This window comes from Streptomyces sp. NPDC028308 (genome assembly GCF_055565855.1).
Genome location: NZ_JBVHTO010000003.1, coordinates 26,983 through 51,993 on the forward strand (window position 1 = coordinate 26,983; position 25,011 = coordinate 51,993).

The window sequence follows — 25,011 nt, forward strand, 5'->3', positions numbered from 1 at the left end:
CTGGCGCAGAATGGAGTGCATGGCGGGTTCCGGGGAGCGGGCACGGCACTGGCAGTACGCGGAGCTGCCCGGTGTCGACCTGCTGCGCGCCAGCTACGTCGAGAAGATCTTCGTTCGGCACACCCACGAGAACTTCGTGATCGCCGCCATCTCCGAGGGCGTCGAGGTCTTCCACCACGGCGGCGCCGACCAGTACGCGGGCCCTGGCTCCCTGGCGCTGGTCAATCCGGAGACCCCGCACACGGGCCGCGCGGGCGTCCCCGAGGGCTGGCGGTACGGAGCCGTGTACCCGTCGCCGGACCTGGTGGCCGAGATCGCCGCGGAGACCACCCGGATCCACGGCACGCCCGGCTTCACCAGCCCCGTACTGGACGATCCGTACGCCGCCCGCCTGGTCCACCAGGTGCTCCGGGCGGCCGACGAGGGCAACGCGCTCGCCGCCGACACGCTCCTGCGGGTGGCCGTCACCCGGCTGCTGCGGCTGAACGGCGGGCCGATGCCGCGCCGCGCGGTACGCACCGCGGGCGCCCGGATCGCGGCACGCGCGCGTGCCGTGCTCGAGGAGCGCATGGCCGACCCGCCGTCCCTGGAGCGGCTCGCCGCCGACCTCGGTGCCGGTCCGTTCGCGCTGCTGCGTGCCTTCCGGGACACCTACGGGATGCCGCCCCACACCTGGCTGACGGACGCCCGGGTACGTCGCGCACGGCACCTCCTGGACGCCGGTACCGCCCCCGTGGAGGCCGCCGTCGCGGTCGGCTTCACCGACCAGCCGCATCTCAACCGCCACTTCACCCGGATCGTGGGGGTGCCGCCGGGCGCGTACCAGCGCGAGCGCCTGAAGGCGGGCGAAGGCGTGCGGGACCAGCGGAGCGACGGGCCGCGCAAGAACGTACAAGACCCGCCGGACGGTCTTCTCCTACCGTCGGGGGCGTGGGAGAACAGCCAGCAACCGCAGACGCACGCGACCAGGACCGACCCGGCGGCCGGACCCGACGGGACGGAGACGCGGAGGACACCCGGGGAGCGCGGGACATCCACGCCACGCAGGACGACCGGGACACAGGCGGGGACGGACGGCAGGCGGGGAAACCCGACGCCGCCGTCGTACGAGACGCACTCGGAGTCGGGGTCGCCGTCGGCCTGTCCGGTTTCGCCTTCGGGGTGACCTCGGCGGGCAGCGGGCTGACACTGCTGCAGACCTGCGCACTCAGCCTCCTGGTGTTCACCGGCGCCTCCCAGTTCGCGCTGGTGGGCGCGCTGGCCGCCGGAGGCAACCCGCTGACGGCGGCGGCCGGAGCGTTCTTCCTGGGCGTGCGGAACGCCTTCTACGGGCTCCGTCTGTCGCAGCTGCTGGCCCTCCCGCGCGCGTTGCGGCCGTTCGCCGCGCAGTGGGTCATCGACGAGACCACCGCCGTGGCGCTCGCCCAGCCCACGCGGCGCAGCGTCCGTATCGGCTTCACCGTCACCGGACTCACGCTCTACGTGCTGTGGAACCTGACCACGCTGCTCGGCGCGATGGGAGCCGAGGCCATCGGTGACACCGACGCCTGGGGGCTGGACGCCGCCGGTCCGGCGGTCTTCCTCGCGCTCCTCGCGCCGATGCTGAAGTCCGGTACCGAGCGCGCGGTGGCGGGCGTCGCCGTCGTCCTGGGACTCGGCCTGCTCCCGGTCCTGCCCGCCGGTGTGCCCGTCCTGGTGGCCGCGCTGGCCGCCCCCGCCGTCCTGTGGGCGACCGGCCGCCGGAGGATGACCGAGGCCGGCGAAGAACGGAAGGAAGACCGTTGAACATCTGGATCGCGATCGGCGCCACCGCCGTCGGCTGCTACCTCGTCAAACTCGTCGGACTGCTGGTCCCCGCGGGCGTCCTGGAACGGCCCCTCGTCCAGCGCCTCGCGGCGCTCCTGCCGGTCGCCCTGCTCGCCGCCCTCACGGCCCAGCAGACCTTCGCGGACGGGCGCGCGCTGGTGCTGGACGCCAAGGCCGCCGGACTCGCGGCGGCCGCGGTGGCCCTGATCCTGCGTGCGCCCTTCCTGCTCGTCGTGCTTGTGGCGGTGGCGGTGACGGCCGGAGTGCGGGCGGTGACGGGCTGACGCGGCGGGGGTGGCGGCCGTGCGGGCCGGCCGGCAGGGCGGCCGGGGTGGCGGTCCGCCGCCGTGTTCGGCCTCGGCCTCGGGGCCGGCTACGGCGCCCGATCGCCGCTCCGCTCGACCTGAGTCCTTGGGGTCGGTCACGGCTGCCGATCCCCGCCATGCTCGGCCTCTCGCCTCTCGCCTCTCGGCCTCCGGTCCGCTCGTCGAGCGGCGGCACCGCGCCTACGCCGGGACGGCCTCGCCCCCTCGGCGGACGAGGCCGTCGCCCACCGGCGCGGTCAGCTCAACGGCCGTCCGTACGCGCGCAGCGTGCGCAACGCCTCGATCGTCACCATGGGGCGGCACTCCAGGGCCGTTCCCGGGGCCCACTGGCGCCAGCGGACCGGCCAGCCGCCGTCCTCCCGCTGCTCGCTCGTCAGATGGTCCAGTGAGCGGGCCATCTCGTCGTCGGTGAACCACGCGCGCGCGAGGGAGTCCGGCGTCCGCGCGTAGTCGTACGGGAAGTGGTGCTCGCCGGGCGCGTAACCGGGCGCCACCGGGTACGCGTCCGGCCTGGCCGGATCCAGCACCGCGAGCCGCTGCTCGCGCGTCAGGCGGCCCAGCCGGTCGGCGGCGGCCTCCGCGCGCGAGCGGTCGGGTGCCGCGTCCAGGAAGGCGACCGCGGCCTCGATCTCGTACGGGTGGGACTTCTCCAGGGACTCCACGGCCTGCCAGCAGAAGTCGGTGGCCCGGAACAGCCAGGCGTGCCACACCTCGTTGCGGTGCAGCAGGCCCACCACGGGCCCGGTGGCCAGCAGATCGCTCGGCGGGTCGTCCACCACCGGCACGAACGGGGCCGCCGGATAGCCACGCTGGCTGGGATGGATCGCGGGCAGGGCACCGTCCGGCGTCGACACGGAGGTCAGATAGCGGCACACGCGCTCCACCCGCTGTCCGCCGCACCGCCCGATGGAGTCGAGCACGCGCAGCGCGTGCGCGGTGTGCAGCGGCTGGCTCGCGGGACCGCGCAGGTCGGGTTCGAGCGCGTGACCGTACCCGCCGTCCTCGTTGCGGTACGCGGCCAGCGCGGTCTCCACCGCGTCCGCGTTCCCGTCGCCGTCGTCGAGGAAGTGGTACGCGAAACGCCGCTGCTCCAGCACGCGCGCGGTGAGCCAGACGAAGTGCTCGGCGCGCGAGAGCTGGGTCCGCGCCGGGGGCGTCGGGGGGAGTGGGGATGCTCCGTTTTCGGCCATGGGTCAGACCGTAGGACGGAAAGCGTTTCCGGCAAGGGGTACCGGCCGGGGCCCACCCTCAGGGGCGGGATACTGGTGTCATGCGGTTGACGGTCTTCTGGCAGCGGATGGCGGATCACTTCGGGGCGGGGTACGCCGACACCTTCGCGCGCGATCACGTGATGACGGAACTCGGCGGGCGCACGGTGCAGGAGGCACTGGACGCGGGCTGGGAGGCCAAAGACGTGTGGCGGGTGGTCTGCACGGCCATGAACGTGCCGCACGAGAACCGCTGACACATCGGGAGCGGAACCCGGGCAGGACCGTGGAGCCCGGCGGACGGCGGACGGCGGACGGCGGACGGCGGACGGCGGGCGGGGATGGCGGACTCGGCACTAGTACCGGCACCAGTTCCGGCGTCGGCACCGGCGTCGGAACCGGCGTCGGAACCGGCAGCCGGGAGTCCGCGAGGCCCCGAGACCCGGCCCCCTGAGCCGCTGAAGGGTCACGAGATCGGACGAGTGGAGCCGATTGTCGGTGGTGTGGGCGAGACTTGCTCCGTGGCCCCGACAGACGAGACCTCGCAGGTCGCCCAGCACCCGTCGCCGTTCGGTACGACGCCGCCCGCAGGCCCTCCGGCCGGGGACGCCGCCGGACGGGGTGGACGTATGCCCAGCTGGCTGCCGCGCGCCATGGTGCTCGCCCTCGCCCTCATCGCCGTCTTCCAGTTGGGCAGTTGGGCGTTCCACCAGCTCACCGGCCTGCTGATCAACATCCTGATCGCGTTCTTCCTGGCGCTCGCCATCGAGCCCGCGGTGAGCTGGATGGCCGGGCACGGGATGCGCAGGGGGCTCGCGACCTTCCTCGTCTTCCTCGGCGCGATGGTCGTGGCCGCCGGTTTCGTCACACTCCTGGGCTCGATGCTCGCCGGTCAGATCATCAAGATGGTCGAGAGCTTCCCGGAGTACCTCGACTCGGTCATCAACTGGATCAACGCGACCTTCCACACCGACCTCAGACGGGTGGACATCCAGGACAGCCTGGTCCACTCGGACTGGCTGCGGAAGTACGTGCAGAACAGCGCCACGGGCGTCCTGGACGTGTCCGCGCAGGTGCTGGGCGGCCTCTTCCATCTGCTGACGATCGCGCTGTTCTCGTTCTACTTCGCCGCCGACGGGCCGCGGCTGCGACGCGCGCTCTGCTCCGTGCTCCCGCCCGCCCGGCAGGCCGAGGTGCTGCGCGCCTGGGAGATCGCCGTCGACAAGACCGGCGGTTACCTGTACTCGCGCGGTCTGATGGCGCTGGTCTCGGGCGTCGCGCACTACGTCCTCCTCCAGGCCCTGGGTATCCCCTACGCGCCCGTGCTCGCGGTCTGGGTCGGCCTGGTGTCCCAGTTCATCCCCACCATCGGCACCTATCTCGCGGGCGCCCTGCCGATGCTGATCGCGTTCACGGTCAATCCCTGGTACGCGCTGTGGGTGCTGCTCTTCGTCGTGATCTACCAGCAGTTCGAGAACTACGTACTGCAACCCAAGCTGACCTCGAAGACCGTGGACATCCACCCCGCGGTCGCCTTCGGCTCGGTCATCGCGGGCACCGCGCTCCTCGGTGCCGTCGGCGCGCTCGTCGCCATCCCGGCGGTCGCCACGCTCCAGGCGTTCCTGGGCGCGTACGTGAAGCGGTACGACGTCACGGACGACCCGCGGGTCCACGGGCACCGGGGGCGCAGACCGGGCAGCCTCCTGAGACGCGCGCGCGGGCTGCGGACCCGGCGGGAGACGGGGGAGAGGGAGGAGACGGAGTCCGGGGACGAGTAGTCCTCAGAGGCCGAGCAGCGCCCACCCGCCCGCGGCGGCCACCGCCGTGCCGTAACAGGCCACCGCCGCGAGCACGAGCCGCCGCCTCGTCAGGTCGCTCCACGACGTGCGCGAGAGGAGCCAGGCCACCGCCGGCAGCACGAGCACGGCGTGCAGACTGACGCCGTGCAGTGGCTTGAGCGGGGCCGTCGAGTCGTACGCCGCCGTCTGGTGGCCGGTCCGGGTGAGGACGACACCGCGCGCGATCATCGCGGCTCCCGACAGCAGAGCCACGAGCAGGATCGCGAATCCGGAACGCAGCGCGAGCGGCATCCCCGCGGGGCCGTCGGGCCGCCGCCGGAACGAGGCGAGCGCGAACGCGGTGAGCACCACGACGAGCACGCCGCCGCCCACCGCCAGCGTCATCGACACCCCGGTGTCGAAGGCGGTCTCCATGTTGAGGTGCGAGGGCACCCGGCGCCAGGCCTGAAGGGTGATCCCGCCGACCTCGAGAACGCAGTCCGCGGCGAAGACCACGAGCAGCGCGGTCCGTAGCCGGGCCCCCATCCGCAGATACGAGGTGACCCAGGTGACCGCCATCAGCGTCAGCCCGAAGGAGAGCGCGAAGGTGACGGGCTTGCGCCAGGAGACCGGGCCGTCCCAGGGGCCGCCGTCCACGGCGAACACCACCAGATGGGCCAGACCGGACAGGGTGAGCGCGATGCCGGTGGCGTGGCAGAAGCGCTCGGCGGCACGTGCCGTGCTCCACCGGGAGCGGGCGGCGGCCGCGCGGACGGGAAGCGGTGCGGCTGGGGGAGCGGGGGCGGTGACGGCGATACCGGCGGGGACGCGGGAGCCACTGCGACGTTGCATGGGACCAGCTTCGGCGGGAGGGGCTCCGGGGTCGTCCTACGGCCGAAGTCTTCTGCCCTACGCCCACGGAAGTAGGGGGCGGGTAGTAGGGGCCGGAAAAGGGGGGAGCAGGGGTCGGGAAGAGGCCCCGGCCTGGGCCTCGTCGGCTCGGGTCCGACGCGGCGTCCGGGGCGCGGTGGGCCCTTGGTGCCGGGTCGGTGCCGAGGTCGGGGCGTTCGATGCCGGGCTCTGTGTCAGAGACCCGAAGCAGGGTCACTCGCACCCCGTGAGCCCGCGTGGTGCGCTTGACACTAAAATCGAACATCCATTCTTATGGAGTCTCCGGCAGGGCTTTCGACGGGGATTTCAGGCAGAAGTGTCCGAGTTATCCACAGGGCGGGCGGGCGTCGAGGCGCATTGTCAGTGGCAGGCGTTAGCGTCTTTGACGTGAAGCGATCGACTCAAGCAAATCGGGTGGAACCCATGGCAGGAACCGACCGCGAGAAGGCGCTGGACGCCGCGCTCGCACAGATTGAACGGCAATTCGGCAAGGGCGCGGTGATGCGCCTGGGCGAGCGGCCGAACGAGCCCATCGAGGTCATCCCCACCGGATCGACCGCACTCGACGTCGCTCTCGGCGTCGGCGGCCTGCCCCGCGGCCGAGTGGTGGAGGTGTACGGCCCGGAGTCCTCCGGTAAGACGACCCTGACCCTGCACGCGGTGGCCAACGCCCAGCGGGCCGGCGGCCAGGTCGCGTTCGTGGACGCGGAGCACGCCCTCGACCCCGAGTACGCGAAGAAGCTCGGCGTCGACATCGACAACCTCATCCTGTCGCAGCCGGACAACGGCGAGCAGGCCCTGGAGATCGTCGACATGCTGGTGCGCTCCGGCGCGCTCGACCTCATCGTCATCGACTCGGTCGCGGCCCTGGTGCCGCGTGCGGAGATCGAGGGCGAGATGGGTGACTCGCACGTGGGTCTCCAGGCCCGACTGATGAGCCAGGCCCTGCGCAAGATCACCAGCGCGCTGAACCAGTCGAAGACCACCGCGATCTTCATCAACCAGCTCCGCGAGAAGATCGGCGTGATGTTCGGCTCCCCGGAGACCACGACCGGTGGCCGGGCGCTGAAGTTCTACGCCTCGGTGCGTCTGGACATCCGCCGCATCGAGACGCTGAAGGACGGCACCGACGCGGTCGGCAACCGCACCCGCGTCAAGGTCGTGAAGAACAAGGTCGCGCCGCCCTTCAAGCAGGCCGAGTTCGACATCCTCTACGGGCAGGGCATCAGCCGCGAGGGCGGCCTGATCGACATGGGCGTGGAGAACGGCTTCGTGCGCAAGGCCGGCGCCTGGTACACGTACGAGGGCGACCAGCTCGGCCAGGGCAAGGAGAACGCGCGCAACTTCCTCAAGGACAACCCCGACCTCGCCAACGAGATCGAGAAGAAGATCCTGGAGAAGCTGGGCGTCGGCGTGAAGCCGGAGAAGCCCGCCGCCGAACCGGGTGCGGACGCGGCGGTCTCGGTCGCTCCGGACGACGCCGCGAAGACGGTGCCCGCTCCCGCGGCCAAGACCACCAAGTCCAAGGCCGCGGCGGCAAAGAGCTAGTCCGTGACACGGCGAACCGACTGGGCCGAGTACGCCCGACCCGTCGCCCCCGAAGGGCGGCCGTCCCGACGGGACGGCATGTCGTCCCCGGACGGCGACGGGTGGAAGGGCAGTGAGGTGTACGACGCCGAAGGGCCGTACGACGGCGACGCTCACGGCTCCGCGGGGCCGTTCGGCGACGGAGCCGAGGGTGGTCCTGCCGAAGGTGGGGATCCGTCGGGGGACGGGCCGCGCCGTGGCGGTGGCCGGCGGGCGGGTGACGGGGGTCCGCGCGGGGGCGGACGAAACCGGGGCCGCCGGCGGCGCGGGGGATTCGGCGACCCGCCCGGTGACACCTCCGGCACACAGGACGGAGGCCCCCCTTTCTCGTCGAGGGCCGAGCAGGGGGAGCCCCCGCGGGACCCGGCTGAGCAGGCACGGGCGATCTGCCTGCGCCTGCTCACCGGGACCCCGCGCACGCGCAAGCAACTGGCCGACGCGTTGCGCAAGCGCGAGATCCCGGACGACGTGGCGGAGGAGGTGCTGTCCCGGTTCGAGGAGGTCGGACTGATCAACGACGGTGCCTTCGCGGACGCCTGGGTGGAGTCCCGGCACCACGGCCGGGGTCTGGCCCGCCGGGCGCTCGCGCGGGAGCTGCGGACCAAGGGGGTCGACTCGACGCTGATCGACGACGCCGTCGGCCGGCTCGACTCCGAGCAGGAGGAGACGACCGCGCGCGAGCTCGTGGCCCGCAAGCTGCGTTCCACTCGCGGCCTCGATCGCGACAAGCGGCTGCGCCGTCTCGCGGGCATGCTCGCCCGCAAGGGTTACTCCGAGGGCATGGCGCTCCGGGTGGTCCGACAGGCCCTGGAGGAAGAGGGCGAGGACACGGAAGGGCTGGGGGACGAGATTTTCTGACCTCCGGGGAAGGACTGGGAGGTTGGCTTCAGGGGGCGGCGGTGACGGGCGGGCTTCTGTCCCGGCGGGGGTGGCCGTGAGGACCGGGTGGGGGCGTCGGGGGTGTCGGAGTGACGATCGGGCGTGCGTGACGGCGCGGCCGACGTGACGACCGGGCGCGCGGGGAGGGTGGAAGGGCGGGACGATCAGGCGAGCGTGGGGAGACCGAGTAGGCGCGTTGGGCTGGGCGTGCGTGACGGCGCGGTCGGCCGCACGGACTCCGTCCGCTCCGTGGGTGACGGACCGGTCCGTCAGCGTTAGCTCAGCGGCGCCGCACCGGCTGTCCGGTCACGGGCCCTGAACTCGGTGGACGCGCGGGGGCGCCGACCGCGTTCGGGGCCCGTACGGCGGTAACGCGGATCTGCCCCGCGCCGGTGGCACCCCGGGGGCAAACGACTCCGGTGCCGAGGTCGCGGCAACTCCCGCTCGCCGAAGCGGGGTTGACCCCCGCGGGAGACGCCGGGCCACAGCGATGCACAGACACCTGTGCACGGACGCCTTACGACAAGGGGCGCCCACTTCGGCGCACGACTGCCGCAACCGCAACCGCAACCGCAACCGCAACCGCACTCCGGCGCGGAGGTCGCCCCACGGCGCCGGGACCTGCCCTGGTGCCGCCGAGTAATCCCCGCAACCGCACCCCGGCGCGGAGGCCGCCCCACGGCGTCGGGACCTGCACGGGTGCCGCAGGGCCATCCCCTACAGGTCCCCTACGAGGCAGGGGTCACGGGGAGTCCGGCTGCCTTCCACGCCTGGAACCCGCCGACCAGGTCGGTCGCCCGCCACAGTCCCAGCTGCCGCAGCGACACCGCCGCCAGACTCGACGCGTAGCCCTCGTTGCAGACGACCACGACCCGCAGGTCATGGCTCGTGGCCTCCGGGGCGCGGTGGCTGCCCTGGGGGTCCAGGCGCCACTCCAGTTCGTTGCGCTCGACGACCAGGGCGCCCGGGATGAGTCCGTCGCGCTCGCGCAGGGCCACGTACCGGATGTCGACCAGCAGGGCCTCGTCCGTGCGGGTGGCGTCGTACGCCTCCTCGGCCGTCACGCGGTCGAGGCCCTCGCGGACCCGCTCCAGCAACTCGTCGATTCCCACGGGTCGTTCGGGACGCGTGCTCACTGCCAGTCCTCCGGACGTTCGACCTGCTCGAGACGCAGCACCTGGCCCGTACGGCTGTAGCGGCGGATCTGCGGCAGGGGCGGATAGTAGGCGTGCACGGAGATCGCGTGCTCCTCCGTGGACTCGTTCAGCACCTCGTGCACATGGTGACGGCCGAACGAGCGGCCCTTGCCGGCGGTCAGGCGCCGCTCCCGGTCCACGCCTTCGGTGAGTTCCAGGGTGCGCCAGCCGTCGGTGGGCAGACGGGCGGCAAGGGAGTTCTCCTTGAGTTCGCCCGACGCGGTGAGGAAGGCGCCGACCGAGTCGGCGTGGTCGTGCCAGCCGGTCCCGGTGCCCGGCGGCCAGCCGATGAGCCAGGCCTCGCTGCCGCCGGGGCCTTCGAGGCGTACCCAGGTACGGCCCTCGGGGTCGAGCGGCAGGGAGTCGATCAGTGCGGCGTCGGCGGCCGCGCGGCGCACGAAGTCCAGCAGTTCGGCCTGGGTGGGGGTGTGCGCGGGTGCGGAGACAGAGGGTGACACAGACACGGGTACCGTCCTGGGCTTTTCGCGTGGGGGCGCGCCGCGCCGACGAAGGCGGGCACGCGGGAGGAGAGAGGCGAATTCAGCAGGACGGACGACACACGCAGCCCGCATAGCGGACGAGGTCCATGTGGACCCTCCGCCACAGATGCACGCAGGTGTCGGTCACGATCGGGAGTAGACCACGACGACGCGGGCGGTTCAACTCACTGTCACTATGTGGACCGCGCGGTGAGCCGGGAGGCGGACGGACACCGCGTGACCTGGCCCGTCGCCAGGAAGGCTCGCGTCGGGCCCGCGCCCCGCTCGGCTCCGGTTCAAGAAGAACCCGTGGCGGGGTCGCGAGGAGGGCGCGGCGGGACGGACGCACGGCGTCTCTGGGCATCCACGCAGCCGTGGAGGCCGCCCGCTCCAGGCCCGCACGAGGTGGCGTCCAACGCGCCGCGACCCGGGCGCGCCCGCGCCTCAGCTCTTGCCCGCCGTCGCCTGCGCCCCCGTCCGTGCCGGTCCGCCGAGGGTCGCCTCGGCCGCCGCGTAGAGGTCGGCCGGGCGGACGCCGCTCAGCGCGGTGACCAGGTGGCCGTCGGGACGGACGAGCAGCACGGTGTGCGCTGCCGCCCCCGGGTAGCTCTCCGCGACCAGCAGCTCGGCCGGATGCGGCAGCGCGGTCACGGCGGCCGCCAGCCGGGGCATGATGCCCGCCGAGACCCAGTGCTTGCGTTCCCACACGCCCGTTCCCGGCGCGATCAGCACCACGAGCAGCACCGCCCGGCCCAGCCGGTCCCGGAGCCGAACGAAGGAGCCGTCCTCGGCGGTCACCCGTACGTCCGTCACCGGCGAGCCCGGCGCCGTGGCGACCGCTGCCGCCGCCTCGCTGGGCTCGGGGGCCAGCGGCGAATCGGCGTACGCCCCCGGCGCGCCCAGCGAACCGCGTCCCAGGTGGCCGTCGGTGAGCAGCGCGTCGTGGCCGCGGGCCGAGCCGGGGACGTACGAACGCAGTCCTCCGCCCCCGCGCAGAAGCGGGAGCGCCTGGTCGGCGGCGCGGAGCCGGGCGGCGACGACGGCGCGGCGCTCGGCCTGGTAGCTGTCGAGCAGCGCCTCGTGCGGGCCCTGGTGCCAGGCCAGTGCCAGTTTCCAGGCGAGGTTGTCGGCGTCCCGCAGACCTTCGTCCAGACCCTGGGTGCCCAGCGCGCCGAGCAGGTGCGCGGAGTCTCCCGCGAGGAAGACCCGGCCCACGCGCCAGCGGCGGGCGAGGCGGTGGTGGACGGTGTGGACACCGGTGTCGAGCAGTTCGTACGGGGGTGTGGGGCCGCCGCTCCAGCCGGCCAGGGTCTCCCGGATACGGGCCACCAGCAGGTCGGGGGTGACCAGGTCCTTGCCCGGCGGCAGCAGCCAGTCCAGACGCCACACGCCGTCCGGCAGGGGCCGTCCGGTCACCTCACCGGCCGAGGGGCCCGTCGTCCGCCAGGGCGGCATCCGGTGCAGCACCGCCTCGCCGTGCCAGGGCAGCTCGGTGCGCAGCGCCGCCACGGCGTGCCGTTCCACGGCCGTGCGGCCCGGGAAGCGGATGTCCAGGAGCTTGCGCACGGTCGACCGCGGACCGTCGCAGGCGACCAGGTGGCTGCCGCGCCACCAGGTGCCCTCGGGGCCGCGGGTGTGGGCGGTGACGCCGGACTTCTCCTGCTCCAGGGCGTCGAGCCGGCTGTTCACCGCGATCCTGGCCAGCGGCTCGCGGGCGATGGCCTCGCGCAGAACGGTGGTCAGGACGTGCTGGGCGAGGTGCAGCGGTGGGGCCTGACCGGACTCGACGGGTCCCTGGGCGCCGGCCGGGCCGTGTGCGGCGCCGTAGCCTCCCGCGCCGACGGAGCCGCGCGCGCCGCCGGGCTTCTGGGCCGGCACCACGGCGCCGCCGGGGCGCCCCGTGCCACCCTCCGTGGCGGCCGTGCCGTCCCCGTCGAACCTGATCTCGCGCATCACCTGCTTGCGCCGCATCGACCGCCATCCGGCCCAACGCAGACCGGCCGCGTCCAGCGGGAATCCGGTCAGCCGCTCGACGAGCGCGGCGGTGTCCTCGCGCAGGACGACGGTGCGTGCCAACCGCTGCTCTTCCTTGCCCGGGCTCTCGTCGAGGATCACGGAGGGGACCTCGTGGCGGGCCAGCGCAAGGGAGAGCGTGAGCCCCACGGGCCCCGCGCCGACGATGATCACCGGGTCCATGACGCGGTGCCCCCTGCCCGGAGCGGAGTCCTCGAAGACGTACGGAAACAGGCAGTTGGAGCGGGGTGCACGATCACAGAACGTATGCAACCCATTGCCGGTGCTTGCGTCAAGTGACGGAGGCAGCGGGTCCCCGGCCGGAGGCCGGACGACACCGGGCGTCGTCCGGATCATGCCGTCGAGCCGGCACGCGCTCCGGTCCTGCCCGCCGGGCCGGCTCGGACGCCGGCGAAGCCGCGGCCGGCGGGCGGCGGGACCCGACTCGTGCCGCTCTACTGACGTGTGGGGGGAGAGCCTTGTCCGTGCGGGCGGCCGAGGGGCTCGGCGTGCCGACGCGGACGCCGGACGGGGGCGGCAGGAGTCCTGCCGCCCCCGTCCGGAGCCTTGCCGCCGGGACCGGCCGTCGGCCGGTGCGATCTCAGCGTGGACGGTGTCCTGCTCCGAGGGCACCGTCCACGCGGCCCGGGTCGAGCGGGATGTCCCGATCCGGGTCAGCGGGTCACGCGAAGCCGCCGCCACCGCCGGCACCGGTGCCGAAGGTGCCACCCACCTCGGCGGCGTTGATCTCTTCCACGTCCTTGGTGCCGAGGACCGCGCCGGTGCTCTTCTTGCTGCGGCGCAGCCTGGCCTCGAGCCAGCTCGCGAAGCTGGTGAGGATGAAGTTCAGCACGATGTAGAGGATCGCGACGACGATGAAGCTCGGGATGACGTTGGCGTAGTTCGCGGCCAACGTGGCGCGCTCGCTGAGCAGCTCGGTGAAACCGATCATCACACCGCCGAGTGCGGTGTCCTTCACGATGACGACGAGCTGGCTGACGATGGCCGGGAGCATGGCCGTGACCGCCTGCGGCAGCAGGATGCTGGTCATCGTCTGGCTCTTGCGCAGGCCGACCGCCATGGCGGCCTCGGACTGCCCCTTGGGGAGGGAGAGGATGCCCGCCCGGACGATCTCGGCGAGGACCGAGGCGTTGTAGAGCACCAGGCCGGTGACGACCGCGTACAGGGGCCGGATCTCGCTGGTGACGTCCGTGGAGCGGACGTAGACCTCGTTGGCGAAGAGCATCAGCAGCAGGACCGGGATGGAGCGGAAGAACTCCACCACCACGCCGGCCGGGACACGCACCCACCGGTGGTCCGACAGGCGGGCGATGCCGAAGACCGCACCCAGCGGAAGGGCGATGACCATGGCGAGCGCCGCGGCCTTCAGGGTGTCCGCGAGGCCCGGCAGGAGATAGGTCGTCCAGGCCTGACCAGTGGTGAACGGCTCCCACAGCGCCCACTTCAGCTGGCCCTTCTCGTCCAGCTTCGTCCAGACCCACCACAGCACCAGGGCGAGCAGCACGAAGAAGACAACGGAGAGGAGCACGTTGCGCCGCTTGGCGCGGGGGCCCGGGGCGTCGTAGAGGACGGAGGTCATCGCTTCACCGCCAGTCGCTTGCTCAGCCAGCCGAGGATGAGACCGGTGGGCAGGGTCAGGAGCACGAAGCCGAGGGCGAACACCGCGCCGATGGCGAGGGTCTGGGCTTCGTTCTCGATCATCTTCTTCATCAGGAGAGCGGCCTCGGCGACGCCGATGGCGGCGGCCACGGTGGTGTTCTTGGTCAGCGCGATCAGGACGTTGGCCAGCGGGCCGATCACCGAACGGAAGGCCTGCGGAAGCACGATGAGCCGCAGCACCTGGCTGAAGCTCAGGCCGATGGCGCGGGCGGCCTCGGCCTGGCCGACGGGCACGGTGTTGATGCCGGAGCGGATCGCCTCGCAGACGAAGCACGCGGTGTACGCGATCAGTCCGAGCACGGCGAGCCGGAAGCTCTGGTCGTCGAAGTTGTCGGGTGCGCCCATCGTCATGCCGAAGATGTCGGCGAGACCGAGTGAGGTGAAGACGATGATGACGGTCAGCGGGATGTTCCGGACGATGTTCACATAGGCGGTGCCGAACCCGCGCATCAGCGGGACCGGGCTGACCCGCATCGCGGCGAGGAGCGTGCCCCAGATCAGCGAGCCGATGGCGGACAGGACGGTGAGTTTCACCGTCATCCAGAACGCCCCGAGGACGTCGTAACCTTCAAGAAAGTCGAACACGATCTCCCGCGCTTCCGGGTGTGTGGAGTACGTGGCTACGGGGCGGACACGGCGCGCCGCCGCCGTGATCGCGGCGGGCGGCGGCGCGCTGTGGACCTGCGGGCGTTACTTGACGATGACGCCGATCTTCGGCGCCGGCTCGTTCTTGTACTCGGCGGGACCGAAGTTGTCCTTCACGGCCTTTTCCCAGGCGCCGTCGCTGACCATCTTCTCGAGGGCGGCGTTGATCTTCTTCTCGGTCGCGGCATCGCCCTTCTTGATGCCGATGCCGTAGTTCTCGTTGCTGAGCTTGAGGCCCGCGAGCTTGAACTGGCCCTTGTACTTGTCCTGCGCGGCGAAGCCCGCGAGGATCGAGTCGTCCGTGGTCACCGCGTCCACCGCGCCGCTCTGCAGGCCCGCGATGCACTCCGAGTAGCCGGCCTGCTGCTTCAGCTGGGCCTTCGGGGCGATCGTCTTCTGGACGTTCTGCGCCGAGGTGGAGCCGGTCACGGAACACAGCTTCTTGCCGTTGAGGTCCGTGCCCTTGGTGATGTCCGAGTCGGCCTTGATCAGCAGGTCCTGGTGGGCCAGCAGGTAGGGGCCGGCGAAGTCGACCTTCTGCTTGCGCTCGTCGTTGATCGAGTACGTGGCCGCGATGAACTTCACGTCGCCGCGGGCCAGCGCGTTCTCACGGTCGGCGCTCTTGGTCTCGACGAACTCGATCTGGTCGGGCTTGTAGCCGAGCTCCTTGGCCACGTAGGTGGCGACGTCCACGTCGAAACCGGAGAACGAGCCGTCCGGCTCCTTCAGGCCGAGGCCCGGCTGGTCGTACTTGATGCCGACCTTGATCTTGCCCCCGCCGGAGCCCGAGCCGGAGTCGTCCTTGTCGTCGCCGCCGCACGCGGTGGCGCTGAGGGCGAGGGCCAGGACGGCGGCCGAGGCGGCGGTTACCTTGCGGAGCTTCATCGTGAACATCCTTTGATGTGAAGAGATACAGGTCTTCAGTACTGAAGAGATGCGGGCCGTGTCAGTGGTGCAGGATCTTCGACAGGAAGTCCTTGGCCCGGTCGCTGCGGGGGTTGCTGAAGAACTGGTCCGGCACAGCCTCTTCGACGATGCGTCCGTCGGCCATGAACACCACTCGGTTGGCAGCCGAACGAGCGAAGCCCATCTCGTGGGTGACGACGACCATGGTCATGCCGTCACGCGCGAGTTGCTGCATGACCTCCAGGACCTCGTTGATCATCTCGGGGTCCAGTGCCGAGGTCGGCTCGTCGAAGAGCATGACCTTCGGGTCCATCGCCAGCGCCCGCGCGATCGCGACCCGCTGCTGCTGGCCGCCGGACAGCTGCGCGGGGTACTTGTCCGCCTGCGTGCCCACACCGACCCGGTCCAGCAGTTCGCGGGCCTTCTTCTCGGCGACCTTCTTGTCGGCCCTGCGGACCTTGACCTGGCCCAGCATCACGTTCTCGAGCACCGTCCTGTGCGCGAAGAGGTTGAAGGACTGGAAGACCATGCCCACGTCGGCACGCAGCCGGGCGAGCGCCTTGCCCTCCTCGGGCAGCGGCTTGCCGTCGATCGAGATGTGGCCCGAGTCGATCGTCTCCAGACGGTTGATGGTGCGGCACAGGGTGGACTTCCCGGACCCGGAGGGTCCGATGACCACGACGACCTCGCCACGGGCGATCGTCAGGTCGATGTCCTGGAGCACGTGCAACGCGCCGAAGTGCTTGTTGACGCTCTTCAGGACGACCAGCTCGTCGGTCGCGGCCACGGCGTCCTTGGCCACCGATACTTCGGTCATCGCTCTGGGGCTCCGTCCTCCTCGGTTTCGGTGGACAGTAGTGACCCCGTACGACCAGCGTCATTACATCTGAGGGAATATTGAGCATAACGATCCGGTAGCGTCCGGGTACTCACCGTGACGGCCGCGGACGGAGCGCGTACCGGCTGGGTAACGGAAGCCGCCCCGAACCGGAACGCCCTTGACGCCGTCGTCGTCCATCAGCGTGACTTCCAGGGTGCACACATGTGTGCCGGTCAATACAAGCCCAGACCGTACGACCGATGAACCGGAGGGGGCCGGGATGAGACTGCTCCTCGTCGAGGACGACAACCACGTCGCCGCCGCCCTGTCCGCGGTCCTGGCCCGGCACGGCTTCCACGTGACGCACGCCCGCAGCGGCGAGGAGGCCCTCCAGGCGCTGGTTCCCGAGGGCGCCGGGTTCGGTGTGGTCCTGCTCGACCTGGGACTGCCCGACCAGGACGGCTACGAGGTCTGCGGCAAGATCCGCAAGCGCACCAGCACCCCGGTGATCATGGTCACGGCCCGCGCCGACGTGCGCTCCCGGATCCACGGACTCAACCTCGGCGCCGACGACTACGTGGTCAAGCCGTACGACACCGGTGAGCTGCTGGCCCGCATCCACGCCGTCGCCCGGCGCACCGTCCCCGAGGACGCCGCGGCCGGTGGCGAGAGCGCCCTGCGGCTCGGCGCCGTGCGCATCGACCTCCCGACCCGCCAGGTGAGCGTCGACGGCACGGTCGTCCAGCTCACGCGCAAGGAGTTCGACCTGCTCGCGCTGCTGGCCCAGCGCCCCGGTGTGGTGTTCCGCCGGGAGCAGATCATCAGCGAGGTCTGGCGCACCAGCTGGGAGGGGACCGGGCGCACCCTGGAGGTGCACGTCGCGTCCCTGCGCTCCAAGCTGCGCATGCCGGCGCTGATCGAGACCGTGCGCGGCGTCGGGTACCGGCTCGTCACCCCCACGTCGTAGCGTGCACCGGTGCGCACTCGCCTTCTTCCGCTGCTCATCGTCCTGATGGCCGCCGTGCTGCTCGCGCTCGGCGTGCCGCTGGCCGCGAGCCTGGCGGCCGCCGAGCAGCAGAAGGTGGTCGTCGACCGCATCGACGACACCGCGCGCTTCGCCGCCCTCGCCCAGTTCGTGACCGACCCTCCCACCGGCTCCCGGTCGGACGGCGCCGGGGACGACGAGCGCCGCGACATCCTGCAGGACGAACTCGACACCTACAACGACGTCTACGGGATCAGAGCCGGCGTCTTCTACCGGTCCGGCCAAGCCCCCATGGCCAACGCTCCGAAGAACTGGTACGTACCTGTCAAGGGCGAGGGCCGCGACGCGTTCGCGGAGGCGTTCCTGGGGCGCCGCAGCCACGACCCGAAGCAGGTCTGGCCCTGGCAGCGGCGCCGGCTCGTCGTCGCGTCCCCGGTGATCCGCGACGGCGACGTCGTCGCGGTCGTCGTCACCGACTCGCCCACCGGGGAGCTGCGTTCGCGGACCCTGCACGGCTGGCTCTGGATCGGCGCCGGCGAGATCGCCGCCATGCTCCTCGCCCTCGGTGCCGCGCTGCGGCTGACCGGCTGGGTCCTCAAGCCCGTACGCGTCCTGGACGCGACCACCCACGACATCGCGACCGGACGGCTGAAGTCGCGGGTCGCGGCGGCCGGAGGGCCGCCCGAACTGCGGCGCCTGGCACGGTCGTTCAACGAGATGGCCGACAACGTCGAGGACGTCCTGGAACAGCAGCGCGCGTTCGTCGCCGACGCCTCGCACCAACTGCGCAACCCGCTCTCGGCACTTCTGCTGCGCATCGAGCTGCTCGCGCTCGAACTGCCCGAGGGCAACGAGGAGATCGCCTCCGTCCGCACCGAGGGCAAGCGCCTGGCGCAGGTCCTGGACGACCTGCTCGATCTGGCGCTCGCCGAGCACGCCGAGGCGGACCTGTGCCTCACCGACATCGGCGAGCTGGCTCAGGAGCGGGTGGCGGCCTGGGGACCGGTCGCCGACAGCAAGGGGGTCCGGCTCACCGGGACCTGCCCGGCCACCACCGCCTGGGCCGATCCCATCGCCCTGTCCAGCGCCCTGGACGCGGTGATCGACAACGCCCTGAAGTTCACGCCCGAGGGCGAGAGCGTCGAGGTGCTGGTGGCGTCGAACGGCGAGACGTCGAGGGTGGTCGTCACCGACCGGGGGCCGGGCCTGACGGACGAGGAGCTGGCCCGTGTCGGCGACCGCTTCTGGCGCAGTGCCGGACACCAGAACGTCAAGGGCTCGGGGCTGGGCCTGTCCATCTCGCGGGCCCTGCTGTCGGCCGGCGGCGGCTCGATCGCGTACGCCCGTCACGAGCCCCACGGCCTGCGGGTGACGGTCACCGTGCCGAGGACCCGGCAGGCCTCCTGAGGGCCGCGGAGGGCGGCTCCCGGGCCCTATGGCGTCACGGCTTCACGGCTTCACCGAGCGGTAGTACCGCTTCGCGCCCTCGTGCAGATCGAGCGGGTCGGTGTACAGGGCCGTGCGCAGGTCCACGCGCTGTGCCGCGTGCACCTTCTCGCCGATGGAGTCACGGCTGTCGATCACGGTACGGGTGAGCGCCTCGGTGAGGTCCTCGTCCGTGTCCTCGCGGGTGATGAGGAGGTTCGCCACCGCCACCGTCGGCACCGGGGAGCCCTGCTGCGCCTTGGGGTAGGCATTGGCGGGGATCACCGCGGCCCGGTAGTAGCGGGCCGCGGTGATCCCCGCCACGGCCTGCGCCTGGAGGTTCTTGACGACCTCGCCGTCGATCGGGACCAGCCGGACGGGGAAACGGTCCGACAGGGTGGTCACCGCGCTCGTCGGCAGGCCGCCGGACCAGAAGAAGGCGTCGATCCGGTCCCTCTCGAGCTTCTCAGGCATGGTCTTTATGCCGTCCGGCAGCGGCACGATGTCCGTCCGCGGGTCGAGGCCTGCGGCCTTGAGCACGCGGTCCGCGATGAGCCGCACCCCGGAGCCGTCCGGTCCCACCGCCACCCGCTTGCCCCGCAGCCCCGCCACCGAGCGCACCTTCGAGTGTTCGGGGACCACCAGGTGCACGTAGTCGTCGTAGAGCCGCGCGCAGCCGCGCAGCCGGTCCGCGCCCTTGCCCCTGTGGTGCTTGTACGTCTCGACGGCGTCCGCCGCGGCGATGCTGAAGTCGGCCTCGCCGGTGGCCACCCGCCGCACGTTGTCCTGCGACCCGTCGCTGTTGAGCAGTCGCACCTTCAGGTCGGGCATGTCCTCGGCCGCCGCCTGTCGCAGGAGGTCGCCGTAGGTCTGGTAGACCCCGGTCGGGGTCCCCGTGCTGAACTTGATCTCCCCGCTCGGCGACTCGTCGCCCAGCGGCAGCAGCCACCACAGCAGCAGCGCGACGACGACGAAGGCGGCCGTCCCGCCCAGCAGGGCGGGGCGTCGGCCGGTGCGCGCGAGTGCCTGGAACATGCGCGCGATCCTGCCAGTCCGGACGCCCTGCTGACCAGGCCGGACCAGGCCGGCCCGTCCCGGAGCCGCCCGGCCGGGGCCGCGCGGGAGGTCGATACGCTCGATGGATGCAGCAGTCGCCCGCCTCCCTGGTCCAGGAGTTCCACCGTGCCTTCGGGCTCCCCGCGCGTACGGTGCCCGCCGAGGTCTCACCGGAGCTGGCCGCCCACCGGGGCGAGCTGCTCGCGGAGGAGGCCGCGGAGGTCGCCGAGGTGTCCGTCACCGGCCCGCTGGACCGGCTGGCGCACGAGCTCGCCGACGTCGTGTACGTGGCGTACGGCACGGCCCTCGTCCACGGGATCGACCTCGACCAGGTGATCGCCGAGATCCACCGCGCCAACATGACCAAGCTCGGCCCGGACGGCCGGGTCGACCGCAGGGCCGACGGGAAGGTCCTCAAGGGCGAGCACTACCGCGCCCCGGACGTCGCGGAGATCCTCCGCCGCCAGGGCTGGACGCCCGCCGGGGGATAGCGGCCGGACCCGCTCCGGGCACCGCCTACCCTTGTCACATGAGCAGCAGCGACCGGAGCCAGGCAGTGGGCGTTCAGGAATCCAAGACCTACGAAGTACGCACCTACGGGTGCCAGATGAACGTCCACGACTCCGAGCGGCTGTCCGGACTGCTGGAGGACGCCGGGTACGTCCGCGCGCCGGAGGGCTCCGACGGGGACGCCGACGTCGTCGTCTTCAACACCTGCGCCGTCCGTGAGAACGCCGACAACCGGCTCTACGGCAACCTCGGCCGCCTCGCCCCGATGAAGACGAAGCGCCCCGGGATGCAGATCGCCGTCGGCGGCTGCCTCGCCCAGAAGGACCGCGACACGATCGTGAAGAGGGCGCCCTGGGTGGACGTCGTCTTCGGCACGCACAACATCGGCAAGCTGCCCGTCCTGCTGGAGCGCGCCCGCGTCCAGGAGGAGGCACAGGTCGAGATCGCCGAGTCGCTGGAGGCCTTCCCCTCCACGCTGCCGACCCGCCGCGAGAGCGCGTACGCCGCCTGGGTCTCCATCTCCGTCGGGTGCAACAACACGTGCACCTTCTGCATCGTCCCGGCGCTGCGCGGCAAGGAGAAGGACCGCCGCACCGGCGACATCCTCGCCGAGATCGAGGCCCTGGTCGGCGAGGGCGTCTCCGAGATCACGCTGCTCGGCCAGAACGTGAACGCGTACGGCTCCGACATCGGCGACCGTGAGGCGTTCAGCAAGCTGCTGCGGGCCTGCGGGAAGATCGACGGCCTGGAGCGCGTGCGCTTCACCTCCCCGCACCCGCGCGACTTCACCGACGACGTCATCGCCGCCATGGCCGAGACGCCGAACGTGATGCCCCAGCTGCACATGCCGATGCAGTCCGGCTCGGACACGGTCCTGAAGGCGATGCGCCGCTCGTACCGCCAGGAGCGCTTCCTCGGGATCATCGACAAGGTGCGGGCCGCCATCCCGCACGCGGCGATCACCACCGACATCATCGTGGGCTTCCCCGGCGAGACCGAGGAGGACTTCGAGCAGACCCTGCACGCCGTGCGCGAGGCCCGCTTCGCGCAGGCGTTCACCTTCCAGTACTCCAAGCGCCCCGGCACCCCGGCGGCCACCATGGAGGGGCAGATCCCCAAGGAGGTCGTCCAGGCGCGCTACGAGCGTCTCGTCGCCCTCCAGGAGGAGATCTCCTGGGACGAGAACAAGAAGCAGGTCGGCCGCACGCTGGAGCTGATGGTCGCCGAGGGCGAGGGCCGCAAGGACGGCGCCACGCACCGGCTCTCCGGCCGCGCCCCCGACAACCGCCTGGTGCACTTCACCAAGCCGGACCAGGACGTGCGCCCCGGTGACGTGGTCACCGTCGAGATCACGTACGCAGCTCCGCACCACCTGCTCGCCGAGGGCGCCGTCCTGGCCGTCCGCCGCACGCGCGCGGGTGACGCCTGGGAGAAGCGCAACGCCGCCGAGGCCGTGAAGCCGGCCGGAGTGCTGCTGGGGCTGCCGAAGATCGGCGTGCCCGCGCCGCTCCCGGTGGCCACGGGCAGCGGCTGCGGCTGCGACTGACGGGCGGGCGGCGCCCCGAAGCGCCGCCGGCACGGCGTCCCGTTCCGGACCGGCGGGACCCCCGGACCGATCGTCTGTTCGGCGCGTACGCTGCCGATCATGCTTGTTGCCGCCGCCGTCTGTCCCTGTCCGCCGTTGCTCGTACCCGAGGTGGCCGCCGGTGCGGCCCCCGAGCTGGACGCCCTGCGCGCCGCCTGCACCGACGCGCTGGGCGTGCTCGCCGCCGCGCGTCCCGACCTGCTGGTCGTCGTCGGACCGGCCGAGGAGACCGCGCGCGGGCCGCATCCGGCCGGTACCCGCGGGTCCTTCCGCGGGTTCGGCGTGGACCTGGAGGTACGCCTCGGGGGAGGGGAACCGGGCCCGGCGGAGCGGGAGCTTCCGCCGTCCCTCGCCGTCGCCGCCTGGCTGCTGGAGCGCGCCGGCTGGGCCGACGCGCCGCTGGAGGGCCTCGGCGTGGGGGAACCCCTCGCGGCCGATCGGTGCCTCCGGGCCGGCCAGGACATCGCCGCCCGGGCCGAACGCGTGGCGCTGCTGGTGATGGGCGACGGCAGCGCGTGCCGCACGGTCAAGGCGCCGGGCTATCTCGACGAGCGCGCGGCGGACTTCGACGCGGGCGTCGCGCGGGCGCTGGGAGCGGCGGACGCTGCCGCCCTGAAGGCGCTGGACGCCGAGCTGGCGTACGAGCTGAAGGCCTCGGGGCGCGCCCCCTGGCAGGTCCTCGCGGGCGCGGCGGACGGCGCGGGCCTCGGCGGCGCCCTGCTCCACGACGAGGCGCCCTACGGCGTGGGGTATCTGGTGGCGGCCTGGTCGTAGTGGCCGGCACCACGGGGCCGCGCGCGTTCGCGGCCTCGTACGGATGCACCGGTGGCCGTCCCGGGACGCAGCGCGGCGGACGCCCGGGAGCGCTGAGTGCTCCGCGGCCGTCCGCCGATCCGCTGCGGGTCAGGAAGCCGGAGGCGGCGGCGTCGGCGCGTCCGGAGGCGTCGAGCCGCCGTCCTTGTGCGCGAGCCGGTCCATGGCGCCCTTGGCCTTGCCCGCGCCCGTGTGGATCTTGTCGCTGTACTTGCCCTTGGTCTTCTCGTCGGCCACTCGCGCGGCCTTGTCCAGCCCGTGATGGATCTTGCCCCCGTGCTGGTGCGCGAGGTCGGAGACCTTGTCCTTGGCCGGGGCGAGCTTGTGTCTCAGGTTGTCCAGAAGACCCATGGTGCACCTTCCCGCGAGGGGGCAGTCACTTGCGGGCGCCGTCGCCGGCCTCACTGTCGGCGGCCTCGTCGGCGGACTGCTGCTTGGGGATGTCCACGCCGTCCGACGCGGTGGCCTCGGAGGACTCCTCCGTCGCGGCCCCGCTCTCGGTCCCGTGGGAACCCTTCGCCTCGTCCGGCGTCTCCGCGTCGGTACCGGCCGTCACCGCACCGGTCTCCGCCTCGGCGGTCGACGCCTCCTCCGCTGCCTTCGACCTCCGGAGAAGTCGTGCAAAAACGCCCATATCCACTCCATACGTTACTCGTGCGGGCGAAATCCCGCGTCGACCGGTGCGTCCGTTTGCGCCGCCCGGGTCACCGGCTCTCGAAACCGGCGGCTGAAACCTCGCAACAGGCAACGACCCCGGACCCGTCGCGTCACGTAGCTCGTTCGAGGGCCGGCCCCGGGGTTTGCGAGACTGGGGCGGTGAGCAGCGCACCCCCCGCCCCCCGCGTCATCGCCGTCGTCGGACCGACCGCGGCCGGAAAGTCCGATCTCGGCGTCTTCCTGGCCCAGCGCCTCGGCGGTGAGGTCGTCAACGCCGACTCCATGCAGCTCTACCGAGGGATGGACATCGGCACCGCCAAGCTGACGCCCGAGGAACGCCGGGACGTCCCGCACCACCTCCTGGACATCTGGGAGGTGACGGTCACCGCGAGCGTCGCCGAGTACCAGCGGCTCGCGCGGGCCCGTATCGACGCGCTGCTCGCCGAGGGCCGCTGGCCGGTCCTGGTGGGCGGCTCCGGGCTGTACGTCCGCGGCGCCGTCGACAACCTGGAGTTCCCCGGCACCGACCCCGAGGTGCGCGCCCGCCTGGAGGAGGAGCTCACGCTTCGCGGCCCCGGCGCGCTGCACGCGAGGCTGGCCGCTGCCGACCCGGGGGCCGCCCACGCGATCCTGCCCAGCAACGGGCGCCGGATCGTGCGCGCCATGGAGGTCATCGAGATCACCGGCAAGCCCTTCACGGCCAACCTGCCCGGTCACGACTCCGTGTACGACACCGTCCAGATCGGCGTAGACGTCGCCCGCCCCGAACTCGACGAGCGCATCACGCGCCGTGTGGACCGGATGTGGGAGGCGGGACTGGTCGAGGAAGTGCGCGCACTGGAGGCGCAGGGGTTGCGCGAGGGGCGTACGGCGTCCCGGGCGCTCGGCTACCAGCAGGTCCTCGCCGTGCTGGCGGGGGAGTGCACCGAGGACGAGGCACGGGCCGAGACCGTACGCGCCACCAAACGCTTCGCGCGCCGTCAGGATTCGTGGTTCAGACGCGACCCCCGGGTGCATTGGCTCAGTGGGGCTGCGGCGGATGTCACAGAACTCCCCGAGCTCGCACTGGCGTTGGTCGAACGACCGGTCACAGCCTGATCACGTCCTGGCATCGGGACGCTCCGGCCGTCATCCCGGCCTCCGGCGCCGTGCCATCATCGAGCTTCGATCGACCAGTGAAGTCCGAGTTGGGAGGGCGCGTGGCGATGGAGGCCGGCCCTCGTGACACCGCACGTGACGCTGAGCACGACGCCGATCCGGACGGACAGCCTCCGGGCATCGGTCCGGACGGGGAGCGTCTGGGCATCGACCCGGAAGCTGACGGTCCGGACGTGGTGAGCCTGAGTTCCGACGGACCCGAGGACACCCCGGACGGCGTGACCGCCGACGGGCCCGGGCCCGACGAGTTGTCCGCCCAGAACGAGGTCGAGGTGGTCGAGCTGCGCCCGCAGCGCCGGCTGCGGATCTGGCAGCTCGCGCCCATCGTGGGGCTGGCGGCCGTCGGCTCGCTGATGTTCGCGTTCCCGCTCGCCTTCGAGTTCGGGGACGGCGGCGCCGTCGTCGCCATGCTCGGCCTGCTGATCTGCGCCTGCTCCGCGGGCTGGGGCATGATGGCCGCCCGCCGCGTCGGCTACACCTGGCCGGGTCTGCCGCCGCGCGGCTCGGGCCGTCGGCCGGACTGGCGGGTCGTGATCGCGTACGCCGTCGTCGTCGCGGCCGTGGCGGTGCTCGCCGTGTGGCGCGTGGCCCGGCTGCGCTGACCCGTC

Annotated in this window: 26 protein-coding genes and 1 pseudogene; 14 read left to right on the forward strand and 13 right to left on the reverse strand. The window is 72.1% G+C overall.

Translation table 11 applies throughout. The features are described from left to right. Positions 1–19: 19 nt before the first annotated feature. The 3 genes and pseudogenes from ACZ4VA_RS07800 to ACZ4VA_RS07810 form a co-directional block, all read left to right on the forward strand. Positions 20–769: pseudogene (locus ACZ4VA_RS07800) on the forward strand (AraC family transcriptional regulator); the annotation flags it as partial. Between the two features lie 263 nt (positions 770–1,032). Beyond that, entirely contained in the window at positions 1,033–1,785 is a 753-nt protein-coding gene (locus tag ACZ4VA_RS07805) for an AzlC family ABC transporter permease (RefSeq protein ID WP_356243906.1), read from the forward strand. Further along, positions 1,782–2,090 carry an AzlD domain-containing protein gene (locus tag ACZ4VA_RS07810; RefSeq protein ID WP_355782593.1) on the forward strand — a complete coding sequence of 103 codons (309 nt, stop codon included), beginning with the start codon at positions 1,782–1,784 and terminating at the stop codon, positions 2,088–2,090. The genes ACZ4VA_RS07805 and ACZ4VA_RS07810 overlap by 4 nt, the downstream gene beginning before the upstream one ends. A 278-nt stretch (positions 2,091–2,368) precedes the next feature. On the opposite strand, the gene ACZ4VA_RS07815 is transcribed toward ACZ4VA_RS07810, so the two are convergent. Then, the gene (locus ACZ4VA_RS07815) at positions 2,369–3,322 is read right to left on the reverse strand and encodes a prenyltransferase/squalene oxidase repeat-containing protein (protein WP_356172440.1); all 954 of its coding nucleotides are present in this window, start codon (positions 3,320–3,322) and stop codon (positions 2,369–2,371) included. An 80-nt stretch (positions 3,323–3,402) separates the two neighbouring features. Between ACZ4VA_RS07815 and ACZ4VA_RS07820 the strand changes: the two genes are divergently transcribed. Together ACZ4VA_RS07820 and ACZ4VA_RS07825 are read left to right on the forward strand one after the other, a co-directional pair. Further along, a complete protein-coding gene (locus ACZ4VA_RS07820) occupies positions 3,403–3,597 on the forward strand; it encodes a DUF3046 domain-containing protein (protein ID WP_355783315.1) in 195 nt (64 codons plus the stop codon). Positions 3,598–3,861: 264 nt separating this feature from the next. Then, the gene (locus ACZ4VA_RS07825) at positions 3,862–5,118 is read left to right on the forward strand and encodes an AI-2E family transporter (RefSeq protein WP_468080361.1); all 1,257 of its coding nucleotides are present in this window, start codon (positions 3,862–3,864) and stop codon (positions 5,116–5,118) included. Positions 5,119–5,121: 3 nt separating this feature from the next. On the opposite strand, the gene ACZ4VA_RS07830 is transcribed toward ACZ4VA_RS07825, so the two are convergent. Then, positions 5,122–5,970: a hypothetical protein gene (locus ACZ4VA_RS07830; protein ID WP_452922649.1), complete on the reverse strand. Its 849-nt coding sequence runs from the start codon at positions 5,968–5,970 to the stop codon at positions 5,122–5,124. 462 nt (positions 5,971–6,432) lie between these two features. On the opposite strand from ACZ4VA_RS07830, the gene recA reads away from it, so the two are divergent. Then, on the forward strand, positions 6,433–7,557 hold the full coding sequence (gene recA / locus ACZ4VA_RS07835) for a recombinase RecA (RefSeq protein WP_355783324.1): 1,125 nt from the start codon (positions 6,433–6,435) through the stop codon (positions 7,555–7,557). Positions 7,558–7,560: 3 nt separating this feature from the next. Continuing rightward, the gene (recX, locus tag ACZ4VA_RS07840; protein WP_468080364.1) at positions 7,561–8,454 is read left to right on the forward strand and encodes a recombination regulator RecX; all 894 of its coding nucleotides are present in this window, start codon (positions 7,561–7,563) and stop codon (positions 8,452–8,454) included. 749 nt (positions 8,455–9,203) lie between these two features. On the opposite strand, the gene ACZ4VA_RS07845 is transcribed toward recX, so the two are convergent. The 8 genes from ACZ4VA_RS07845 to ACZ4VA_RS07880 form a co-directional block, all read right to left on the reverse strand. Then, positions 9,204–9,611 carry a rhodanese-like domain-containing protein gene (locus ACZ4VA_RS07845; RefSeq protein ID WP_468080366.1) on the reverse strand — a complete coding sequence of 136 codons (408 nt, stop codon included), beginning with the start codon at positions 9,609–9,611 and terminating at the stop codon, positions 9,204–9,206. After that, positions 9,608–10,135, reverse strand: a complete 528-nt coding sequence (locus ACZ4VA_RS07850) for a cupin domain-containing protein (RefSeq protein ID WP_355783333.1) — start codon at positions 10,133–10,135, stop codon at positions 9,608–9,610. The genes ACZ4VA_RS07845 and ACZ4VA_RS07850 overlap by 4 nt, the downstream gene beginning before the upstream one ends. A 76-nt stretch (positions 10,136–10,211) precedes the next feature. Next, entirely contained in the window at positions 10,212–10,514 is a 303-nt protein-coding gene (locus ACZ4VA_RS07855; RefSeq protein WP_355783336.1) for a putative leader peptide, read from the reverse strand. An 80-nt stretch (positions 10,515–10,594) separates the two neighbouring features. Continuing rightward, on the reverse strand, positions 10,595–12,346 hold the full coding sequence (locus ACZ4VA_RS07860; protein WP_356172430.1) for an FAD-dependent monooxygenase: 1,752 nt from the start codon (positions 12,344–12,346) through the stop codon (positions 10,595–10,597). 499 nt (positions 12,347–12,845) lie between these two features. Further along, positions 12,846–13,763, reverse strand: a complete 918-nt coding sequence (locus ACZ4VA_RS07865; RefSeq protein WP_356172427.1) for an amino acid ABC transporter permease — start codon at positions 13,761–13,763, stop codon at positions 12,846–12,848. After that, positions 13,760–14,428, reverse strand: a complete 669-nt coding sequence (locus tag ACZ4VA_RS07870) for an amino acid ABC transporter permease (RefSeq protein ID WP_356172424.1) — start codon at positions 14,426–14,428, stop codon at positions 13,760–13,762. Before ACZ4VA_RS07870 ends, ACZ4VA_RS07865 begins: the two co-directional genes overlap by 4 nt. A 105-nt stretch (positions 14,429–14,533) precedes the next feature. Beyond that, entirely contained in the window at positions 14,534–15,373 is an 840-nt protein-coding gene (locus ACZ4VA_RS07875) for a glutamate ABC transporter substrate-binding protein (protein WP_355788042.1), read from the reverse strand. A 61-nt stretch (positions 15,374–15,434) separates the two neighbouring features. After that, entirely contained in the window at positions 15,435–16,211 is a 777-nt protein-coding gene (locus ACZ4VA_RS07880) for an amino acid ABC transporter ATP-binding protein (protein ID WP_468080370.1), read from the reverse strand. Positions 16,212–16,494: 283 nt separating this feature from the next. Between ACZ4VA_RS07880 and ACZ4VA_RS07885 the strand changes: the two genes are divergently transcribed. Next, on the forward strand, positions 16,495–17,181 hold the full coding sequence (locus tag ACZ4VA_RS07885; RefSeq protein ID WP_356243880.1) for a response regulator transcription factor: 687 nt from the start codon (positions 16,495–16,497) through the stop codon (positions 17,179–17,181). A 9-nt stretch (positions 17,182–17,190) separates the two neighbouring features. Continuing rightward, positions 17,191–18,606 carry a sensor histidine kinase gene (locus tag ACZ4VA_RS07890; protein WP_355788035.1) on the forward strand — a complete coding sequence of 472 codons (1,416 nt, stop codon included), beginning with the start codon at positions 17,191–17,193 and terminating at the stop codon, positions 18,604–18,606. 42 nt (positions 18,607–18,648) lie between these two features. On the opposite strand, the gene ACZ4VA_RS07895 is transcribed toward ACZ4VA_RS07890, so the two are convergent. After that, on the reverse strand, positions 18,649–19,659 hold the full coding sequence (locus tag ACZ4VA_RS07895) for a TAXI family TRAP transporter solute-binding subunit (RefSeq protein ID WP_356172418.1): 1,011 nt from the start codon (positions 19,657–19,659) through the stop codon (positions 18,649–18,651). Between the two features lie 107 nt (positions 19,660–19,766). Here ACZ4VA_RS07895 and ACZ4VA_RS07900 point away from each other — a divergent pair, with 107 nt between their 5' ends. From ACZ4VA_RS07900 to ACZ4VA_RS07910, 3 genes are all read left to right on the forward strand, one after another. Next, complete coding sequence (locus tag ACZ4VA_RS07900; RefSeq protein ID WP_355792800.1) at positions 19,767–20,171, forward strand: pyrophosphohydrolase domain-containing protein; 405 nt, start codon at positions 19,767–19,769, stop codon at positions 20,169–20,171. A gap of 38 nt (positions 20,172–20,209) precedes the next feature. Next, the gene (miaB, locus tag ACZ4VA_RS07905) at positions 20,210–21,736 is read left to right on the forward strand and encodes a tRNA (N6-isopentenyl adenosine(37)-C2)-methylthiotransferase MiaB (protein ID WP_355792797.1); all 1,527 of its coding nucleotides are present in this window, start codon (positions 20,210–20,212) and stop codon (positions 21,734–21,736) included. Positions 21,737–21,835: 99 nt separating this feature from the next. After that, the gene (locus ACZ4VA_RS07910) at positions 21,836–22,549 is read left to right on the forward strand and encodes a class III extradiol dioxygenase subunit B-like domain-containing protein (protein ID WP_356172414.1); all 714 of its coding nucleotides are present in this window, start codon (positions 21,836–21,838) and stop codon (positions 22,547–22,549) included. A gap of 129 nt (positions 22,550–22,678) precedes the next feature. On the opposite strand, the gene ACZ4VA_RS07915 is transcribed toward ACZ4VA_RS07910, so the two are convergent. Then, a complete protein-coding gene (locus tag ACZ4VA_RS07915) occupies positions 22,679–22,939 on the reverse strand; it encodes an antitoxin (protein ID WP_452922659.1) in 261 nt (86 codons plus the stop codon). Between the two features lie 25 nt (positions 22,940–22,964). Continuing rightward, entirely contained in the window at positions 22,965–23,222 is a 258-nt protein-coding gene (locus ACZ4VA_RS07920; protein WP_356172411.1) for a hypothetical protein, read from the reverse strand. A gap of 182 nt (positions 23,223–23,404) precedes the next feature. Here ACZ4VA_RS07920 and miaA point away from each other — a divergent pair, with 182 nt between their 5' ends. Together miaA and ACZ4VA_RS07930 are read left to right on the forward strand one after the other, a co-directional pair. Next, complete coding sequence (miaA, locus tag ACZ4VA_RS07925) at positions 23,405–24,343, forward strand: tRNA (adenosine(37)-N6)-dimethylallyltransferase MiaA (RefSeq protein WP_355792868.1); 939 nt, start codon at positions 23,405–23,407, stop codon at positions 24,341–24,343. Positions 24,344–24,450: 107 nt separating this feature from the next. Continuing rightward, a complete protein-coding gene (locus ACZ4VA_RS07930; RefSeq protein WP_355792876.1) occupies positions 24,451–25,005 on the forward strand; it encodes a hypothetical protein in 555 nt (184 codons plus the stop codon). Positions 25,006–25,011 lie beyond the last annotated feature (6 nt).